Genomic DNA, 17131 nt, shown 5'->3' with positions numbered 1-17131 from the left:
CTTCCTTACTTCGCAGCCGCGAGCTCGGCGGCCTTGTCGGCCGCGCCGTCCATGGTGTCCACGCGCTGCACCAGCGGGTGGTTGGCGTCGGAGAGGATCTGACGACCCAGCTCGGCGTTGTTGCCGTCCAGACGCACGACCAGCGGCTTGGTGACGTCCTCACCGCGGTCCTCGAGGAGCTTCAGCGCCTGCACGATGCCGTTGGCGACCTCGTCGCACGCGGTGATGCCGCCGAAGACGTTGACGAAGACGGACTTGACGTCCGGGTCGCCGAGGATGATCTCCAGGCCGTTCGCCATGACGGCGGCGGAGGCGCCGCCACCGATGTCGAGGAAGTTGGCGGGCTTGACGCCGCCGTGGTTCTCACCGGCGTAGGCGACGACGTCCAGGGTGCTCATGACGAGACCCGCGCCGTTGCCGATGATGCCGACCTCGCCGTCGAGCTTGACGTAGTTGAGGTTCTTCTCCTTGGCGGCGGCCTCCAGCGGGTTGGCCGCGGCCTTGTCGTGGAGCTCCTCGAAGTCGGGGTGACGGAACTCGGCGTTGTCGTCCAGGGTCACCTTGCCGTCGAGGGCGATGACGTCACCGGAGGCGACCTTCGCCAGCGGGTTGACCTCGACGAGGAGGGCGTCCTCCTTGACGAAGGTGTCCCACAGCTTGACGAGGACGTTCACGATCTGGTCGGCGACCTCGGCCGGGAACTTGGCGGCCGCGACGATCTCGCGGGCCTTCTCCTCGGTGACACCCTCGTTGGCGTCGATCGGCGTCTTGGCGACGGCCTCCGGACGGGTGGCCGCCACCTCCTCGATCTCCATGCCGCCCTCGACGGACGCGATGGAGAGGAAGGTGCGGTTCGCACGGTCGAGGAGGAAGGAGACGTAGTACTCCTCGACGATCTCCGGAGCGGTCTCGGCGATCATGACCTTGTGGACCGTGTGGCCCTTGATGTCCATGCCGAGGATGTCCGTCGCGCGGGCGACGGCCTCGTCCGGGGTGGCGGCCAGCTTGACGCCACCGGCCTTGCCGCGACCACCGACCTTCACCTGCGCCTTGACGACGGACTTGCCGCCGAGCCGCTCGGTGATCTCGCGCGCCGCCTCAGGCGTGTCGATGACTTCACCGGCCAGCACCGGTACATCGTGCTTGGCGAAGAGGTCCCTCGCCTGGTACTCGAACAGGTCCACGCGCTTCCGTCCCTATCAGTGATCTCGCGGTTCGTTGGATGCGTGGGCGTGCCGCGAAGGGCAACGTGACGACCGCATGTGTCACAAGGGAAGCGCACACGGTGTCCGAGCGCGCGGCATGTCCGTCTCGCAGGTTATCGCTGCTTCCGGGGGCCCTCTAAATCGCGGGTCACACCTGAGCGGTGATACCTGTCACATGATGCCGGGATCACTGGCACGGCGTGCCGCGGGTGAGGGGCCTCACCGGGCTGGGGTTGACCCGGTGAGACCCCGTGAACAGCCCCACAGGGGCTCGGGCCGGGTCGTCCTCACCCCAATGAGGACGACCCGGCCCCATCCGCGGGGCGTACGACCGGACGCTGCCGACGGCTTTCGGCCGTCCGGGTCGTTCGGGCCCCGCGGAGGCATGGTCCCGCGCAGTCAGTACGTACGCGGGCGAAGGGAAGGGACGGGTTTCGGACAGGGACAGGTTGCTGAGAAGAGACGGGTTTCGGACAGAGACGGGTTTCGGACAGGGACGGGTTTCCGGCCGGGCCGGGGGCAGGGACGGCTTCAGATGCGGTACGCGGTGGCCGTCGCGGTCGTCGTGGCCGCGGCCGCGCCCGCCGCGTCCTGGGCGTAGGCGGGGGTGACCCCCTCGGCGACGCCCGCCACTCCGGTGACGGCGTGCCCGGCCAGCGGCTGCGCGGTGGCTCCGACGGTGCCGGTGAGGTCGTGGGCGAAGCCCGCCGCCGAGCCGGTCAGGTCCTGGGCGAACGGCGTGACGGGGGCGGTCAGTCCCTGGGCGAAGCCACCGGCGGTGCCCGCCACGTCGTGGGTGAGGCCGCCGGCGACGCCGCTCACGTCGTGGCCGAGACCGTCAACCGTGCCGGTCACACCGTGGGCGAAGGGCGCCACGGTGCCGGTCACGTCCTGGGCGAAGGGCGCCACGGTGCCGGTCACGTGCGCGGCGAAGGGCCCCACGGGAGCCGTCACGTCCTGGGCGAGGGAGACGACGGGGGCCGCCACCTCCTGGACGAAGGGGGCGACCGGGGCAACGACCTCCTGTGCGAAGGGGGCGACGGGAGCCCCGACCGCCTGCGCGAAGGGGGCGACCGGGGCGGTCAGGTCCTGGGCGAAGCCGCCGGCGGTGCCGGTGAGGTCCTGGGCGAGGTGGCCGGCGGTGCCGCTCGCGTCGTGGCCGAGACCGTCGACCGTGCCGGTCAGGTCCTGGGCGAGGCCGCCGACCGGGCCGGTCACCCCGTGCGCGAAGGGACCGACGGGAGCGGTCGCCTCCTGCGCGAAGGAACCGGCGTCGCCGCCGACGCCGTACGCCAGTGCCCCGGCGTCCGCCACCGCCTGCCCGGCGACCGGCACGACTCCCCGCACGGCCGTGTGGGCGGCGGGCGGCAGGACGGCCGCCGCCGTGTCGTGGGCGGCCTCGCCGGCCAGTCCGGTGGCGTACGGCGGTACGTCCGCCACGACGCCCCCGACGACCGGCCGCAGGCCCTGCACGGCCCCGTCCGCGACCGTCCGGACGTCGGCGACGGCCCCCTGGGCCAGCGCGGTCGCCGCGCCCACGGCGTGCTCGGCGGCGGGGGTGACACCGGCCACCGCCTGCCCGGCGACCGGGGTGACCCCGTGCACCGCGCCGGTGGCTACCGGGAGCGCCCCGTCCACGGCGGAGCCGGCCACCGGCGGGACGACCGCGGCGGCCGTCTCGTCCACGACCGGCGCGACCGTCCCGGGGACGGCGGCGACGGTGCCGAGGACATGGCTGGGCACGGCGGAGACGCCGGCGCCGGCCGCGCTCACGCCTGCACCGGCCACGCCCACGGCGGTGGCACCCGCGCCGGCCACCCGGCCCTCCACGCCGGACACCGCGCCCCGCACACCCTCGGCCGTACGGCCCGCGCCCGCGACCACGTGCCGGGCCTTCGTCCGTACGACGCCGTCGACGCCCTGCGCCTGCGCACGCGCCGCCGACTGGACGCCCGCGAGCTTCGTCTGCGCGGCGGCGAGCGCCTGCTCCAGCTCCGGGGCGAAGGCGGAGAGAGGGCCGAAGAGGTAGTCGACGGCGGTACCGTCCGTCGGGACCGACGGGGTGGTGGCGCCGGAGACGGCGGTGGCCACCGTGTCCGTGGTCCGGTCGGCCTTCGCGGCGACGGCCCCGGCGGTGGACGCGGTCTCGGAGTGGGCCGTCGCCGTGACCTCGGCGGTGGCGGCCCGCGCCGCCCGGGCACCCTGGATGGCCTGCCCGCCGCGGATCTTGGAGGCGGCCTGCGGGACAGCGCTCTCGGCGTCGGCCGCGCCGCGGGCCTGGCCCGCGGTGCCCGCCGCCTTGCCGGCGACCTGGGTGGTGCCCGTGGTCGCGGTGGCCTTGGCGGCCTGGGTGGCGGTCCCAAGGGTGTCGGAGACGGTGACGGTGTCCGTGACCGTGCCGAGCGTGTCGTCGACCCCGGCGGTCGCGTCCGGCAGGGAGAGGGACGAGGCGGACAGTTCGTCGGCGGAGGCCGCGGCCGAACCGAGCGCCCACGCGCCCGTGACGCCGGCGGCTATGACGATGGAACGACGGATGTTCTTGTTCATGCGTACGTCAGATCCTTCAGATCCTGAGGTTCCGAGACTTCGGAAGGCTTGGGGACATCCCGGCGCCGGAGCAGGGGAAGGGCTCCGGGGCGGGCGGGCAGACCTGTCTCCGCCCCCGCGCGGCAGGTCTTGGCGGGGGGAAGGCCTGCCCTAGCCGGGGAAGACGGGGATGTCCCGGTACCTGTCCTGGGTCTCGGCCGCGTCGGTACGCACGCCACTACCGGGCACCAGCGACAGCGGCACCCGGTGATACGGCGTCACGGCGTGCGCGTCACCGTGCCGCGAGGTTCCGCTGTCCACCACCGGCGCGTTGCCCAGCACACCGTCCGGGTCACCGGCGGGCGCCCGGTGCGCGGGCGCCTGACGGACCTGCGCGACGGCCCGGTGCCCCACGCCGTCCGCCGCCACGCCCGCCCCGGTCTGCCTCCCGGCACCCCACGGCCCGTACGACGACATGGGCACCGCCGGCCCGGCGGGCCCGTGCCGGTCCGACGACGGCGTGACGGCGGAGCCCGCCTGGGGCACCGACGCCACGAGCGCCGGCAGCGTCCTGGCCGGCTGGTCCCCGGGGAGCACCGGCGGCGACGGCAGGGACGGAACGTCGGGCAGCCCCGGGAGGGCCGGCAGCGAGAGCGACGACGGCGGCTTCGGGAGGCTCGGCAACGACGACGCGGGCGGCACAGCCACCTGCGCCTCCGCCAGCTCCTCGGTCACCGCCTCCACGAGTTCACCGGCCGACCGCACCACCTTGTCACCCACGGGCGTCGTGGGGGCCTTCGAGGCCGGCGGAAGGGAGGGAGCCGACTTTGCCGGGACGGCGAGCGACTGCGAGGTCGGTGCGGGCGCGGAGGTCGCTTCCGTTGCCGGTGCGGCCGTCGACGCCGTCGCCGACGTCGGCGCCGTCGCCGGTGCGGACAGAAGAGTCGCCGTAGACGCCGACACACCGTCCGCCGCCTGCGCCTGTCCCCCGAAGAGGACTCCGAGTGCGAACAATCCGCCCATGAGCAGCGCGCCTTGGAGCGTACGCCGCCCGGCCGCCGTGCGCAGGACGCGCAGAGCGGCACTGGAAAGAGCGGCGGGCCGGGCCAAGAGGGAGAAACCTCCGTGCGGCGAACAAGACGAGTCGAGGCGCGTCGATCCTTGCACGCGAGTCCCGAGGTTGCGCAAGCCCCCTACCGATGGCCCGTCATGTCCCGTTACCGCACTGGTGCCGGTTGGGGAAGCGGGCGTTTCTCGATCGCCGCCGCCATCACCTCCGGAAAGAGATCGGGAGTGCAGGCGAACGCCGGTGCGCCCAGCGCCGCGAGCGCGGCCGCGTGCTCCCGGTCGTAGGCGGGCGCTCCTTCGTCCGAGAGCGCGAGCAGCGTGACGAACTGCACTCCCGACGCCTTCATCGCCGCGACCCGCTTCAGCATCTCGTTCCGTATGCCGCCCTCGTACAGGTCGCTGATCAGCACGACCACCGTCTCGGCGGGCCGGGTGATCTGCGACTGGCAGTACGCCAGCGCCCGGTTGATGTCGGTGCCGCCGCCGAGTTGGGTGCCGAACAGGACGTCCACCGGGTCGTCGAGCTGGTCGGTGAGGTCGACGACCGCCGTGTCGAAGACGACGAGGCGGGTGCTGATCGACCGCATCGACGCCAGCACCGCCCCGAACACGGAGGCATACACCACCGACGCCGCCATCGACCCCGACTGGTCGATGCAGAGGATCACCTCCTTCTTCACCGACTGCGACGCCCGCCCGTACCCGACGAGCCGCTCCGGCACGACCGTCCCATACTCGGGCAGGTAGTGCTTGAGGTTGGCGGCGATGGTGCGGTTCCAGTCGATGTCGTGGTGGCGGGGGCGGGAGACGCGCGCACTGCGGTCGAGGGCGCCGGTGAGAGTGGCCCGGGTGCGGGTCGCCAGCCGTTTCTCCAGGCCCTCGACGACCTTGCGCACCACCGCTCGTGCCGTCTCCTTCGTCGTCTCCGGCATCGCCTTGTTGAGCGAGAGCAACGTGCCGACGAGGTGCACATCGGCCTCGACCGCCTCCAGCATCTCCGGCTCCAGCAGCAGTGTGGACAGCCCGAGCCGGTCGATGGCGTCCCGCTGCATGACCTGCACGACGGAGGAGGGGAAGTACGTCCGGATGTCCCCGAGCCATCGCGCCACCGACGGCGCCGACGCCCCGAGCCCCGCCGAACGGTCCCGTCCCGTCCGCGCTCTGTCCCCCTTCCCGTAGAGCGCGGCGAGCGTCCCGTCCATGGCGGCGTCCCGCCCGGACAGCGCACACCCGGTGCCGTCCGCCTCGTCGCCCCCGAGCACGAGCCGCCATCGCCGCAACCGCTCCTGCACCGGGTCCGTCGCCACCGCCGGACCGGTACCCCCAGCCGGATCGGTACCCACAGCCGGACCGGCCGTCATCTCCCCACCCCCGCACAATCGTTGTTGTCCCACCGGTCCGCGTCGCGCCGCCGGTCCGCGTCGGGCCGCCGCTCGCTGTCGTCCTGCCGGTCGTCGTCGGGCCGCCGGTCCACGTCGAGCCGCCGCTCGCTGTCGTCCTGCCGGTCGTCGTCGGGCCGCTGTTCGTCGGTCCGCTGCCCCCCTCCCGGATCCAGCCCCAGCAGCAGCCGCACCACGGGCAGAACCGCGTCCGCGCGCCCCGCGTCCAGCTCGTCCGCGAACCCGGCCCTCGCGGCATCGGCTCCCGCCGCACCCCCCCGCTCCCCGGGTCCCCGTCGCACCAGTTCCCCGAGCGTTCTGCGCACTCCCGTCTCATACGCCGAGAACGTCCGCCGCAGCAGCGGCAGTACGTCCGTGAACGCCTCCGCCGGCACCCCCGTCAGCCACCCGTCGACCAAGCCGAGCAGCCGTTCGTCGTGTACGAGGAGCAGGCCGCCCCCGGCGCCGCCGCCGACGAAGCCCTCGATCCAGGCGGCCGCGTCCCCCGGCGGCGTCCCCGGCGACAAGGCGAGGCCCATGAGCCGCGCCGCCTCGTCCCCGTCCAACTCCCCCTCGTCCAGCAGCAACCGCACAGCCCGCCCCCGGATGACCCCCGACACGGCGTCCCGCACGGACAGCACCCGCAGCACGCCCCGCCAACGCCCCCTCAGATCACCGTGCCGCGCGACGGAGGCACCCTCGCCCGGACCCCCGCGCCCCGCGTGATGCGCGAGGGGGGTGCCGTCGCCCGGCTCGCCGACCCTCTCCTGCGCCTGATGCGCGACCGGGGTGCCGTCAGCCGAACCTCCGCCTCTTTCCCCCGAGTCCCCGCGCTCCCTTTCCGGGCCCCCACTCCCCTCTCCGAAGGCGTCCCCCGCGCCCCGCGGCTCCTCCGCCAGCCCGACCGCCTCCTCCAGCAGCCCCACCGCCCCGTGCACCGCGTCCACATGGCCGTGCATCTCCTGGGCCGCGTCGGCGTCCAGCGCGGCGCAGGCCGGGGGCAGGCCGACGAAGACCCGCTCGGCGAGGCCCGCGGCGACGTCGGCGAGGGCGCCGGTGTCGGTGCCCCGCACATCGCCGTAGCGCAGGGAGCGGACCAGGGCGGGCAGGGCTTGGGCGAGGTGGCCGACGTCCGTGTCGAGGGCCGCCCGGTCGGCCAGGACCCGCATGACCGTCGGCAGCGCGTCCGGCAGGCCGGCCAGGAGGCAGCGTTCGGCGAGCGCGGTCACCTCGGCGAGACCGCTCGCGGCGACGGCGTCGGCCTGCGCCTTGGCGGTCGCTGCGGCGAGCACGGTCGTCCCCCACACACCGGCCTCCGCCACCCGCACCGACAGCTCCGGTTCCCAGCGCAGCCGCCAGGTCTCCCGGAAGGTTCCCGTGCTGCCGCGCGAGGCGACCGGCTCGCCCCACTCGACGTGCAGCAGCCGCAACCGGTGCAACAGCCTGCTGCGCTCGGAGTCGTTCTCCTTGCGCAGGTCGAGCTCGGCCTCCCGCTCCGCCGCCTCCGGTTTGAGCCGCAGCCGGCGCTGCAGCCGGTCGAGGTCGCGCTGCAACGGCACCGCGGGCGCGGTGGCCGGCACCTCTCCCAGCACCTCTCCGACGACCAGCCGGTCGTGCACCAGCGCCAGCGGCACGTCCGAGCCCTCGCACAGCACCGCCCGCACGGCGTCCGTCGTCTCCCTCAGGCCGGGCAGTGGCCGCCCGCGCAACGCGGCGAGCGACTCGGCCAGCCGTACCGCCTCGATGACGTGGGCCGAGGACACGATGCGGTCCTCCTCGCGCAGCAGGCCCGCCACCCTGGTCAGCCACCGCTCGACCGGCCGGTCCGGCGCGGCGAACAGGTGCCCGTACCAGCCCGGCGACTCGATCCCGGCGCCGTACCCCCCGGCTCGGGCCAGCCTGCGGTACGTCCACGGCACCCACGTCAGGTCGGCCTTGACCTTCGGCAGCCCCTTCAGCAGCGCCCGGTCGGCGGCGACAGCGGTCCTTCGCCGCAGCGCGGGCACATGCCAGGCGCCGCACACCACGGCCACGCCGGCGTCCCCGAACTCCCGCTGCGCCTCCCGCATCCGGAGCCGCATGTACGCCTCCCGCACCGGGTCCCGGTCGCTGCCCGCGTCGCCGTTCGTCTCCCGCAGGACGCCCATCGCCTCCTCCAGCGCGGCGAAGGGCGCGAACGGGTCCCGCCGCCCCGCACCCCGGTGCTCGACGACGTCCTCCCACCAGCGTTCGGGATCGTCGTGACCGGCGGCTTCGGCGAGCGCGGCGAGGGGATCGACACGGAGATCGTCGGCCATCGGCTCATCCTCCGGCCCTTGCCCAGTGCCCGGGCTCTCGCCCTTTTCCCAGGCCAGCGTGTGGGCGGCCGGCAGATCGACGAAGCGGGCCGGAACCCCGTGCTCCAGGGCCCACCGGATGGCGACCCACTCCGGCGAGAACTCGGCCATCGGCCAGAACGCCGACCGCCCCGGCTCGTCCACGGCGTGGGCGAGGAGCGCGACCGGCGGCCGCATGTCCTCGTCGGCGGCCAGCGGAACGAGCGCGTCGGCCTCCGGCGGCCCCTCGATCAGCACGATCCGGGGCCGCGCCGCCTCCAACGCCGCCCGGACCGCCCGCGCCGACCCCGGCCCGTGATGCCGTACGCCGAGCAGCAGCGGCCGCTCCACGGCGGGGCCCATGCCGTCAATCACCTCCCCCCTCACCTCCCCGTCGGTCATCCCGTCCCCCCTCGCCTGCGGGTCCACGTCGTGTCGTCGTCCCCCGGCGCGTACCGCGCCCCACAGCCCACCGTCACGTACTGCCCGCGGTCGCCGTCGACGTCGGTCACGCGCTCACCTCCCGGCAGGCCCGGTAGAAGTCCGTCCAGCCGTCCCGCTCGCGGACCACCGCCTCCAGGTACTCCTGCCACACGACCCGGTCGGCGGCGGGGTCCCGGACGACGGCACCGAGGATCCCGGCCGCGACGTCGCCCGGCCGCAGCACGCCGTCGCCGAAGTGCGCCGCCAGCGCGAGCCCGTTGGTGACGACGGAGATCGCCTCCGCCGTCGACAGGGTGCCGCTCGGCGACTTCACCTTCGTCCGGCCGTCGGAGGTGATCCCGTCCCGCAGCTCGCGGAAGACGGTCACGACGCGGCGGATCTCGTCGATGCCGTCGGTTCCGGCCGGCAGGTCGAGGGAGCGGCCGATCTGGTCGACGCGCCGCGCGACGATGTCGACCTCGGCCTCGACGCTCTCCGGCAGTGGCAGCACCACCGTGTTGAAGCGGCGGCGCAGCGCGCTGGACAGCTCGTTGACCCCGCGGTCGCGGTCGTTGGCCGTGGCGATCAGGTTGAAGCCGCGGACGGCCTGCACCTCCTGCCCCAACTCCGGTATCGGCAGCGTCTTCTCCGACAGGATGGTGATGAGGGTGTCCTGCACATCGGCCGGGATACGGGTCAGCTCCTCGACGCGCGCCGTCATCCCCTCCGCCATGGCCCGCATGACGGGGCTGGGCACCAGCGCGTCGCGGCTCGGCCCGTGCGCGAGCAGCTGCGCGTAGTTCCAGCCGTAGCGGATCGCCTCCTCCGGGGTGCCCGCCGTGCCCTGCACCAGCAGGGTGGAGTCACCGCTGACGGCCGCGGCCAGGTGCTCGGAGACCCAGGTCTTGGCGGTGCCGGGCACACCGAGCAGAAGCAGGGCGCGGTCGGTGGCGAGCGTGGTGACGGCGACCTCCACGATGCGGCGCGGGCCGACGTACTTCGGCGTGATCACGGCGCCGTCCGGGAGGGTGCCGCCGAGGAGGTAAGTGGCGACCGCCCACGGCGACAGCTTCCAGCGGGCGGGGCGCGGGCGGTCGTCCTGGGCGGCCAGCGCGGCAAGTTCGTCGGCGAAGGCGTCCTCGGCGTGGGGCCGCAGCGCCTGCTGCGCGGACGCCTCGGTCACAGGCGTCGCGTTCGCGGGCGCGGACTTGTTCTGGCTCGGTTCGGCGGACGTCGGTTCAGCGGTGACGGACATGGCTGAGGCCCCCTCCAGCTCGGCCGGTTCGGATCTGGTGTCCACCTTGCACCACCCCACTGACAATCCGCTCTGACCTGCGGAAACATGCTCGCGGCGGCGGTCGTGGGGTCGATTGTCAGTGGGGGGATCTACCTTCGAGGGCATGACTCAGCAGGGGGTGCGCTGGACCACGGACCAGGTGCTGGCACTGGCGCCGGACGCCGTGTCACGCAAAGCGGGAAGCAAACTCGGCACGGCCGGTCCGTGGTCCGAGACGGGGAGTTCCGACGAGGGGACGGTGTGGGGGCTGTGCAAGGGCAGCGGCAGCAAGCCGTACCAGACGGTCGTCGACGTCGCGGACGCTTCGGGCCCGGCGTACAGGTGCAGTTGTCCGAGCCGCAAGTTCCCGTGCAAGCACGCGCTCGGGCTGCTGCTTCTCTGGTCGGGCGGGGAGGTGGCGGTGCCGACCGGGCAGGCACCGGACTGGGCCGAGCAGTGGATCGCGGCCCGGCGCGGGCGGACGCAGGAGAAACGGGAGACCGGCTCTCAGGGTGCCGGGTCCGCCGACCCGGAGGCGGCGCGCAGAAGAGCGGAGCGCCGTGCCGAGCGGGTCACCGCCGGAGCGACGGAGCTGGAGCAGCGCCTCGCCGACCTGCTGCGCTCCGGCCTGGCCACGGCCGAACAGGCGGGGTACGGGCTGTGGGAGGAGACGGCGGCCCGCATGGTCGACGCCCAGGCGCCCGGACTGGCGGCCCGCGTCCGGGAGCTGGGGGCGATCCCGTCCTCCGGGCCCGGCTGGCCGGTGCGTCTGCTGGAGGAGTGCGCGCTGCTTCACCTCCTCGACCAGGGCTGGCTGCACCGCGAGCACCTGCCGGCCGCCCTGGCGGAGACGGTCCGCGCCCGCATCGGCCTGCCCGCGTCACCGGCCGGTCCGCCCCTGCGCGACGACTGGCTCGTCCTCGCCCAGTACGACACGGCGGACCCGAAACTGACGACCCGCCGGATCTGGCTCCACGGCACGGCTTCCGGCCGCACGGCCCTCCTCCTCTCCTACGGCGCCGCCGGCCGCGCCCCCGAGCTCGCCCTGCCGGTCGGCCTGACCCTGGACGCGGAGGTGACCGCCTACCCGGGCTCCGGGCAGCAGCGGGTTTCCCTCGGCGAGCAGTTCGCCCCGCCCACCCCCACGGGCATCCGTCCCCCGGGCGTCACGACGACCGAGGCGGCCGCCCGTTACGGCGCCGCCCTCCGCAGCGACCCCTGGCTGGACTCCGTCCCGATCACCCTGGACGCCGTCATACCGACCCCGGACGGCAGAACCTGGCAGTTGGCGGACGCCGGCGAGGACACCGCGCTCCCCCTCACCCCGGCCGCCACCTCCCGCCCCGGTCTGTGGCGCCTGATCGCCCTCTCCGGCGGCACCCCGGTCAAGGTCTTCGGCGAGCACGGCCACCGAGGCTTCACCCCTCTCACGGCCTGGCCCACAGGCCCGGGAGAGGCGGTACGACTGTGCTGACCGGACGCGCTTTCTCCCCGTCGGCCGTGCCGGCCGGCGACGGCTCACCCACCCCGCAGAACACGCCCCGACACGACTGCGCCGGCCCGGCCGACCCCTCGGCCGACCGCCTCGACAGCACGGCGCCCTGCCCGCCCACCCCCGCACCCGCCCCGACCGACATCTCGCCCACCCCGGCACACCCGACGGAAGACACCCCGACGGGACGGAAGGGAACCCCATGACCGGCACTCCGACCCCCACGGCCCCGGCGTCCACCTGGGAGGACCTGGTCACCGCGGCCCTCCTCGGCACGGACCGGCGTACTCCCCCGGGAGCGATCCCCGGCCGGAACGCACCGGCGGCCCTCCTGGACGCGGCGGCCGCCGAGACCGTACGGCGTCGGGCCGGACTGCGCCCCGGGCGGGCGGCGCCCCGGCCGGAACCGGCGCCCGAGGACCCGCGCCCGGCGCTGCCCGCCGCCGCGGCCCGCAGACTCTGGCTGCTGCTGGCCGACCGCTCCGGCTCCGGCGGAGGCGGCCGCAGGGGCACCGCACCGGACCTCATGGAGTTGCTGCCGCAGTGGCTGGCGGCGGCGAACGCCCGCGGTTTCGCCGCGCCCGCCGAGGCCCTGCCCGCGCTGCTCGACGCGGCCCGTGGGCGGACGGACCTGCGCCCGGCGGCGCTGGAGTTCGCCGGCCCGCGCGCCCTGTGGCTGGCCAGGCTCAACCCGGACTGGCGTTTCGCCCTGCGCGCCACCCCGGGCGGAGGCGCGTCCCTGCCGGGCCCGGAGGAGACCGACCGGATCGACCGGCTCTGGCAGGAGGGTCTGTTCGCCGAGCGGGTCGCCCTGCTCGCGGCGGTGAGGGCCCGCGATCCCGACGCCGCCCGCGCGTTGCTCGCGGCGACCTGGCCGACGGAGCGCGCCGAGGACCGGCTGATGTTCCTCGACTCGCTGCGCACCGGCCTCGGCCCCCGTGACGAGCCGTTCCTGGAACAGGCCCTGGCCGACCGCAGCCGCAACGTCCGGGCCACGGCCGCGGAGTTGCTGTCGGCGCTGCCGGACTCGGCGCTCGCCGCGCGGATGGCGGTGCGGGCCGCCGCGTGCGTGGCCGTCGACCACACACGGGACACGCCGACGCTCGTCGTGGAGGCGCCGCACGAGTGCGACGCGGCCATGGAGCGCGACGGCGTGGTGCCCAAGGCGCCGTCCGGTCGAGGCGAACGGTCGTGGTGGTTCGGCCAGTTGGTGGAGGCGGCCCCGCTCGCCACCTGGCCGGCGCGCCTGGGCGGCCGTACACCACGGGAGATCGTCGCGTTGCCGGTGGCCGACGACTGGCTGAGCGAACTGCACGCGGCCTGGTGCCGGGCCGCCGTACGACAGCGGGACGCCGACTGGTCGCGGGCGCTGCTGGGGGTGCCGTCGGCGCCCGAGGCGGGCGGCCCGGGCGCGGTCTCCCTCGCCGAGCGGGCGAAGCTGCTCGGCACGCTTCCGGCGGGCGAACGGGCCGAGTGGGTGGCCGGGTTCATCGCCGCCCACGGCCTGTCGGAGGCGTTCCAACTGCTCGGGGTGTGCGCGGTGCCGTGGGCCCCGCCGCTCGGCCGGTCCGTGGTCGACGCGCTCAACATCGCGCGGGACGCGGGAAGTTATCCGTGGAGCTTCAGCGGAGTGATGGGCCTGGCCGAACGCTGCCTCGACCCCGCCGAGGCGGGCCGCCTCGACGCCCTGCTGGCGATACCGGACGAACCGGAGGACGCGTCCCCCGGAGCCGGCGGCTACTGGGCGGAGGCGTTCCAGCGATTGGGCACGACGCTGCGGTTGCGGGCGGTGATGAGCGAGGAGCTGGGGGCTCCGTAGACCAGGCTTCCCGCCCGGCCCGTCCGGCGCTTGAGGACGAGGCCCGTTCAGGGCCGAAGCGGGGGCCTGGGGGCGGCGGCCCTCAGGGGGCCGGCCGCCCAGACCGCCCGTACAACATCCCGCAGCTCAGGCTTCCGCGGGCTGCCGCACGTTCGCCCGAACCCAGTCCACGATCGAAGCGGTCGTCGCCCCCGGGGTGAAGATCTCCGCGACCCCCTTCTCCTTCAGCGGCGGAATGTCCGCCTCGGGGATGATCCCGCCGCCGAAGACGAGGATGTCCGCCGCGTCGCGCTCCTTGAGGAGCTCGATCACGGCGGCGAAGAGCGTGTTGTGCGCGCCGGAGAGGATGGACAGACCGATGGCGTCGGCGTCCTCCTGGATCGCGGTGTCGACGATCTGCTCGGGGGTCTGGTGAAGCCCGGTGTAGATGACCTCCATACCGGCGTCGCGCAGCGCCCGCGCGATCACCTTGGCCCCACGATCGTGGCCGTCGAGCCCCGGCTTGGCCACCACCACGCGGATCGGACCGGCTGCCACACCCATCACTGCCTCCATGAAGCGACTACATCCATCCGTACCGATTCCCTGCGTACCGAGAGGTACCACCACACCGGCCGGGGGAAGTGAACGAACGTTATCGCCAGCATCCCGCAACCGGCAGTTTTACGGTGCGGACCGAGGGGGAAATCACACAGTGGGACACATTCACCACGCGCGGTTCCTTCTCCCCACAGGGGGTACTCGGGGGGAGCTCGCGCAAACGGGAGCCGCAACGAGGTCGCCGCACCACCGCGTCGCAGGCCGCGCGCCGTGGTGGTGCGGCGCATCGGCACAGGCAGCCGGCCTCCTCAGCCGCGACTTCCACGAGGGCACACGGGGGACAGAGGCGTCCCCGGCGTGCCGACAGGAGGTCGGCCATGCAGGTCACGCGGATGTTGCAGCCTTTCTACCCGTTCTGTCAGCGTCTGCTGCCGACCAAGCTGACCGGCCTCTCCGTGAACCTCCTCAAAGCGACGGCCCTGGACATCGCGATCCTCGCGTGGCACCTGCTCCTGTACCCCTCCGGTATCGCCCCGGAGCGCCGCGGCCCGGCTGTTCCCGTGCTCCCCGCCACGGACGGCACCGGGGATCCGGCCAGGCTCCCCGCTCAGTCCCCGCCCCCCGTCGTCCTGCTGCACGGCTTCATCGACAACCGTTCCGTCTTCGTCCTGCTCCGCCGCAGCCTCTCCCAGCACGGCCGGCACCGAGTGGAGTCACTCAACTACTCCCCTCTGATCTGCGACATTCGCGTGGCGGCCGAACTGCTGGGCCGGCACATCGAGGAGATCTGCGAGCGCACCGGCAGCACCCGGGTCGACGTCGTCGGACACAGCCTGGGCGGCCTCATCGCCCGGTACTACGTCCAGCGGCTCGGCGGTGACGCCCGCGTACGGACACTGGTCACGCTCGGCACCCCGCACGCGGGCACCCGGGTGGCCCCCCTGGCGAACGCGCACCCCATCGTGCGCCAGATGCGCCCCGACTCGGAGGTCATCAAAGAACTGTCCCGGCCCGCGCCCGGCTGCCGCACGCACTTCGTCAGCTTCTGGAGCGACCTCGACCACCTGATGGACCCCCTGGAGACCGCCCGTTTGGACCACCCCGACCTGTTGTCACAGAGCGTGCAGGTGAGCGGGATCGGCCACCTGGCCCTGCCCGTGCACCCGGCCGTCGCAACCGGCATACGGCAGGCCCTCGACGCCGAGTGGACGGGCACCGCCCAGCACACCGACGACCTGACGGTGGCCTGAGCCCCGACCGGACCCGACATACCGCCCCGCAGGGGCACTCGTATCGCCTCCACAGCGGCCCGACAGGGCCCTGACAGCCCTCCACCATCGAACAACCTTCGAACATAGGGCCAAAACCCGCGCCCGCCCTCCCCCGAAACAGGGCCGAATGCCCCTTTCCCGCGGGCACGAAACCTGCGGAAGATTGTCGTGCCCGCGTACCGCCGGGTACAGTCGCCGCACTGCTCTGGCAGCCCCTGTTGTCGAGGCGAGAGAGAAGTTGGTGAACGACCGTCACCCGTCGGGGACCCTGACCACCCCGACCTCGGCTTCCGACGCCGAACCGGCGCACTACGCGTCGTACGGCTCCCAGGAAGCCCCGTACGGCGACTCCACCACGTACCCGCCCTACGACTCCGTCAGCCACACCACCGGCCACTTCGCGGCCGACCCCCTCTTCGGCGACCTCCCGGGCGACGGCACGCCGACGGGTGCGTACGGCACCGGGCAGTGGTCCACGGACAGCCATCAGACCCTGAACTACGACCCGTACGCGGCCCAGCACCACGCCGCCTACGACACGGGCGCGTACGACACGACCGCCTGGACCGCGGAGCACCAGCAGCTGTCGGCCATCCCGCAGCAGAACACGGTGACGGACACCAGTGGGCAGTGGGACGCGAGTGCCTGGCTGCAGCCCGACCAGTCCAGCGGCGCCGCCGACCAGACCCAGCAGTGGGAATGGGGCACGCAGGCCTTCGACACCGGGGCCTACGACGCCACGCAGTGGAACTCCGACGGCGGCGACGCCGGCACATCCGGCCCGGACGAGTACGCCCAGCAGCAGACCGAGCTGCCCTTCGACCAGCAGGCCACCGCCACCTTCGAGCAAGTCGTCTTCGACCAGGCCACGTTCGACCAGGCCGGCTACGACGAGCCCGCCGCGTACGAGGAACACTCCGCGGACGAGAGCGAGTCGGCCGACGCCGGTGAGCCGTCCGCCGCCTCCCCGCTCCCCCTCCTCGACGACCAGGAGGAAGCCGCCCCGGCCCCCACCTCGCGCGTGGCCGCCCGCAACGCGAACCGCTCCCGGCGCCGCACGCCCGCCAAGCGCTCCGCGCTGCTGACGGTGGCCGTGCCCTCGGCCTGTGTCATGGGCGTCGCCGGGATCGCCGCCGCCTCCGTCTCCACGCTGACCAGCGACGACAAGGACGTCTCGACCACCGCCTCGGACGCGCAGGCGGTGAAACCGTCCGCGGCCAACAACAAGCTGGACGCCCAGCTGCAGACCCTGACCGCCGAGGCCGACGCCTTCGCCGACCGGGCCAGCCGTACGCAGGAACGTATCGACCTCAAGGCTCAGCAGGAAGCCGAGAGGAAGAAGGCGGCGGCGGAGGCGGCCCGCAAGGAGCGGCTGCGCCCCAAGTACGCCCTCCCGGTCGCCCAGCACGGACTCAGCGCCTACTACGGCCAGGCCGGCATCAACTGGATGTCCACGCACACCGGCATCGACTTCCCGGTCTCCTACGGCACCACGGTGATGGCCGCGACCGACGGCACCGTGCGCACGCAGTGGAACAGCGCCTACGGCAACATGATGATCGTGACGGCGAAGGACGGCACGGAGACCTGGTACTGCCACCTCTCCAGTTACCGCGTCGCCTCCGGCACGACGGTGAAGGCCGGCGACCCGATCGCGTACTCCGGCAACTCCGGCAACTCGACCGGCCCGCACCTGCACTTCGAGGTCCGGCCGGGCGGAGACTCGTCGATCGACCCGCTGCCGTGGCTGCGCAGCCACGGTCTCGACCCGACGTAGACCTCGATCCCTTGACGAGCCCCCGCAGTTGAGCGGGGGC

11 protein-coding genes are annotated in these 17131 nt (G+C 73.8%); 4 read left to right on the top strand and 7 right to left on the bottom strand.

The genetic code is table 11. The features are described from left to right. Positions 1-5: 5 nt before the first annotated feature. From sucC to ACPT94_RS11560, 6 genes are all read right to left on the bottom strand, one after another. Positions 6-1184: an ADP-forming succinate--CoA ligase subunit beta gene (sucC, locus tag ACPT94_RS11585; RefSeq protein ID WP_360332377.1), complete on the bottom strand. Its 1179-nt coding sequence runs from the start codon at positions 1182-1184 to the stop codon at positions 6-8. Positions 1185-1736: 552 nt separating this feature from the next. Next, the gene (locus ACPT94_RS11580) at positions 1737-3752 is read right to left on the bottom strand and encodes a hypothetical protein (RefSeq protein ID WP_425245762.1); all 2016 of its coding nucleotides are present in this window, start codon (positions 3750-3752) and stop codon (positions 1737-1739) included. A gap of 150 nt (positions 3753-3902) precedes the next feature. Then, complete coding sequence (locus ACPT94_RS11575; protein WP_425245761.1) at positions 3903-4841, bottom strand: hypothetical protein; 939 nt, start codon at positions 4839-4841, stop codon at positions 3903-3905. 107 nt (positions 4842-4948) lie between these two features. After that, on the bottom strand, positions 4949-6160 hold the full coding sequence (locus ACPT94_RS11570; RefSeq protein WP_425245760.1) for a VWA domain-containing protein: 1212 nt from the start codon (positions 6158-6160) through the stop codon (positions 4949-4951). Then, entirely contained in the window at positions 6157-8895 is a 2739-nt protein-coding gene (locus ACPT94_RS11565) for a DUF5682 family protein (RefSeq protein ID WP_425245759.1), read from the bottom strand. The genes ACPT94_RS11570 and ACPT94_RS11565 overlap by 4 nt, the downstream gene beginning before the upstream one ends. A 106-nt stretch (positions 8896-9001) precedes the next feature. Next, positions 9002-10171, bottom strand: a complete 1170-nt coding sequence (locus tag ACPT94_RS11560; protein WP_360332695.1) for an ATP-binding protein — start codon at positions 10169-10171, stop codon at positions 9002-9004. Positions 10172-10316: 145 nt separating this feature from the next. Here ACPT94_RS11560 and ACPT94_RS11555 point away from each other — a divergent pair, with 145 nt between their 5' ends. Further along, positions 10317-11666 (top strand): SWIM zinc finger family protein, encoded by a 1350-nt coding sequence (locus ACPT94_RS11555; RefSeq protein ID WP_425245758.1) that lies wholly within the window; start codon positions 10317-10319, stop codon positions 11664-11666. Positions 11667-11886: 220 nt separating this feature from the next. Continuing rightward, positions 11887-13503 carry a DUF5691 domain-containing protein gene (locus ACPT94_RS11550; protein ID WP_360332359.1) on the top strand — a complete coding sequence of 539 codons (1617 nt, stop codon included), beginning with the start codon at positions 11887-11889 and terminating at the stop codon, positions 13501-13503. A 126-nt stretch (positions 13504-13629) separates the two neighbouring features. Here ACPT94_RS11550 and icmB read toward each other — a convergent pair whose 3' ends face one another. Then, positions 13630-14046: a coenzyme B12-dependent isobutyryl CoA mutase small subunit gene (icmB, locus tag ACPT94_RS11545; protein WP_360332356.1), complete on the bottom strand. Its 417-nt coding sequence runs from the start codon at positions 14044-14046 to the stop codon at positions 13630-13632. 374 nt (positions 14047-14420) lie between these two features. Here icmB and ACPT94_RS11540 point away from each other — a divergent pair, with 374 nt between their 5' ends. Then, on the top strand, positions 14421-15293 hold the full coding sequence (locus ACPT94_RS11540; protein ID WP_360332353.1) for an esterase/lipase family protein: 873 nt from the start codon (positions 14421-14423) through the stop codon (positions 15291-15293). A 262-nt stretch (positions 15294-15555) separates the two neighbouring features. Next, complete coding sequence (locus ACPT94_RS11535) at positions 15556-17091, top strand: M23 family metallopeptidase (protein ID WP_425245757.1); 1536 nt, start codon at positions 15556-15558, stop codon at positions 17089-17091. Positions 17092-17131: the final 40 nt, after the last annotated feature.

The sequence above is a fragment of the Streptomyces aurantiaciflavus genome, assembly GCF_049808595.1.
In the GTDB taxonomy this organism is placed as follows: Bacteria; Actinomycetota; Actinomycetes; order Streptomycetales; family Streptomycetaceae; genus Streptomyces.
This window is presented reverse-complemented; position numbering and strand designations above follow the sequence as displayed.

Bases quoted from the DNA above. Each gene is read 5' to 3' on its own strand.
- ACPT94_RS11570 (WP_425245760.1), bottom strand. From the start codon at position 6,160: ATGACGGCCGGTCCGGCTGTGGGTACCGATCCGGCTGGGGGTACCGGT.
- ACPT94_RS11560 (WP_360332695.1), bottom strand. From the start codon at position 10,171: ATGTCCGTCACCGCTGAACCGACGTCCGCCGAACCGAGCCAGAACAAG.
- ACPT94_RS11540 (WP_360332353.1), top strand. From the start codon at position 14,421: ATGCAGGTCACGCGGATGTTGCAGCCTTTCTACCCGTTCTGTCAGCGT.
- icmB (WP_360332356.1), bottom strand. From the start codon at position 14,046: ATGGGTGTGGCAGCCGGTCCGATCCGCGTGGTGGTGGCCAAGCCGGGG.
- ACPT94_RS11550 (WP_360332359.1), top strand. From the start codon at position 11,887: ATGACCGGCACTCCGACCCCCACGGCCCCGGCGTCCACCTGGGAGGAC.
- ACPT94_RS11565 (WP_425245759.1), bottom strand. From the start codon at position 8,895: ATGACCGACGGGGAGGTGAGGGGGGAGGTGATTGACGGCATGGGCCCC.
- ACPT94_RS11580 (WP_425245762.1), bottom strand. From the start codon at position 3,752: ATGAACAAGAACATCCGTCGTTCCATCGTCATAGCCGCCGGCGTCACG.
- ACPT94_RS11555 (WP_425245758.1), top strand. From the start codon at position 10,317: ATGACTCAGCAGGGGGTGCGCTGGACCACGGACCAGGTGCTGGCACTG.